Here is a 2,171-nt window from a genome sequence, read left to right on the forward strand (position 1 = left end):
CAGGGACTTGACGGCGATTAAAATCGCCAGGTGCGTTTCATCCCCATGTCTAAAGCCAGGGGCTTTCACGCACGGTTTTCGGTAACCGGACACGATATGACTCTTTTAACAGCGAATTGACGCATGAAAAGCGTAGAATATTAACAGCGATAAGCCAAAGCAAATCGATTGACTCCCTCTAAATCTGAAAATATCTGAATTTCACAATAACTTCCCTGACGTTCCAGCAACTCGGCGACAGCATCCGCCTGTCCTGCCATCATTTCAATCAACCATAAACCACCAGGACGCAAATATTCCGGTGCTTTTTCTACCAAGTGACGAATGCAATCCAAACCATCAATTCCACCATCAAGGGCGAGGTGCGGTTCGTGTTTGGTTACTTCCGCTTGCAGACTTGGCAGCATCTCCCTGGGAATATAAGGTGGATTCGATATCATACCACTCAGCTTGCCTTTGAGATGTTCCAAAGGCTCAAACCAGGAACCTCGATAAAAATTAATTCTATTAGCAAATCCCAAAGTTTGGGCATTCTCGCGAGCAATATCCAGAGCGGCTGCGCTTTTGTCTACAGCATGAATAGTAGCATCCGGAAAGGCATCTGCCAAACCGATCGCGATCGCACCACTTCCAGTTCCCAAATCTGCCCAATGGGGCAAAGCGGGAGAGCGGGAGAGCGGGAGAGCGGGATAATAGCTATTACTTGAATAGTCCGGTCTTTTGACAGATGCGATCGCCAAATCGATCAGGCACTCCGTCTCCGGACGGGGAATTAGAACTGCTGGTGAAACCTTCAGTTTAAAATGTCGCCAGGGAGCGATACCAGTTACATATTGTACTGGCAAGCGCTCTTGCAGACGCCGTTGCCACAGCTGGTTTAACTCCGGTAGCGGCAACTTTAATTTAATTTTCGGCCAATCCTTGTACGATTCTAAACGCAGCGTCAAGCGATCGAGCCCAGCTACTTCCTGCAACATCCAATCCACTTCTGTCAGCGGGACATCAGCTGCTTTAGCCGCCGCCAAAGCATTCTGACGCCACCGCCACAGTTCTAAACCCGAAACACTTCGATCGTCCGCCATCGCTAAATGACTACTCGCATCTCACAGATCGCCCTTGACAAATTAGCGATTTTGCTGTCTATTTGCAGGTGCCGATTGATTATTGTTGCGAGCAGGCGCACTATTTCCCCGATTAGCGGGACGATTTTGATTTTGGGGGGAAGATTGTTGTTGGAGCGATCGCAAAAATTGTCTAGCCTCCGGAGGGGGAACCAACATTAATTGGTTTAGCCAGGGGTCATTCTTGCTCAACAAAGTCTGAATCACCCCTTCCAAATTCACCACCTGAATATCAGCATTAGAAGCTTGTTGGGGATTTTGTTGCTTAAACTGATTCAGCATATTCTGGGCATCTTCCTTGCTGAAAAATACCGGAATAATCTGCTGTTCGCCCATTTCTGGAACCTGCATGGTGATGTATCCTTTGTCTGGCCCACCTCTGGCAATAAACAAAGGTACCCCATCAAAATTCTTATCCTGCTGACCGCTCTGGCGCAACAGCGCCAACGCCGAATCTACCTGTTGCTGCACCGGCACCACATCAAACACCAAACGTTCTGACTGGTTTTTATTCTCTTGCGCCCGCTGGTACAATTCTCCTAGCGACCTGGGTATTACCTGCATATTTCTTCCCAGTTCCGGTCTTTCAGTTCTCAGCTTGTTCAAAAAAGCCTGAGCATCCTGCTGGCTGACAAAAATGCGAGCTACAGAAACATTGTTCTGCGCGTTGGCACCATTCCCGCCCTGTTGATTATTGACGCGACCGACCAGCAGTTCGCCAGATTGTGGATTGGCAACAATAAATACTGGTATCGGTCTGAGCTTTTGGACAATTTCCTCTTGCGTTAAGGCAAGCGCCCTCAGATTGTCAACAAACAAAGTGCTTAATAGAGTGCTGCCAATCAAACCCAGGGTTGCACCCCAGCGAAAAATTGATTTCATAACCTCTCCTGAAATAATGCCATATTAGAAAAAATTGCACAGCGCTTAACTAGGTATACTATCGCAATCATTTTTAATTGGAATGTAGTGGCTGTTTAGTTTTTAGTATTGACACTCCTCAGCTAAGCTAAGCTGTGCCAGGGATATTGCTTTATTTCACATAGCTCC

Annotated in this window: 2 protein-coding genes; both read right to left on the reverse strand. The window is 47.3% G+C overall.

Features of this window, described 5'->3' with window-relative positions; translation table 11 throughout:
- Nucleotides 1-140: 140 nt before the first annotated feature.
- Nucleotides 141-1,082, reverse strand: a complete 942-nt coding sequence (gene prmC, locus H6S82_RS30280) for a peptide chain release factor N(5)-glutamine methyltransferase (protein WP_191057253.1) — start codon at nucleotides 1,080-1,082, stop codon at nucleotides 141-143.
- Nucleotides 1,083-1,124: 42 nt separating this feature from the next.
- On the reverse strand, nucleotides 1,125-2,003 hold the full coding sequence (locus tag H6S82_RS30285) for a Tic22 family protein (protein WP_190475837.1): 879 nt from the start codon (nucleotides 2,001-2,003) through the stop codon (nucleotides 1,125-1,127).
- Nucleotides 2,004-2,171 lie beyond the last annotated feature (168 nt).

The sequence above is a fragment of the Planktothrix sp. FACHB-1355 genome (genome assembly GCF_014748295.1).
In the GTDB taxonomy this organism is placed as follows: domain Bacteria; phylum Cyanobacteriota; class Cyanobacteriia; order Cyanobacteriales; family Aerosakkonemataceae; genus Aerosakkonema; species Aerosakkonema funiforme_A.

Coding starts and splice junctions, on each gene's coding strand:
- prmC (WP_191057253.1), bottom strand. CDS start 1,082: ATGGCGGACGATCGAAGTGTTTCGGGTTTAGAACTGTGGCGGTGGCGT.
- H6S82_RS30285 (WP_190475837.1), bottom strand. CDS start 2,003: ATGAAATCAATTTTTCGCTGGGGTGCAACCCTGGGTTTGATTGGCAGC.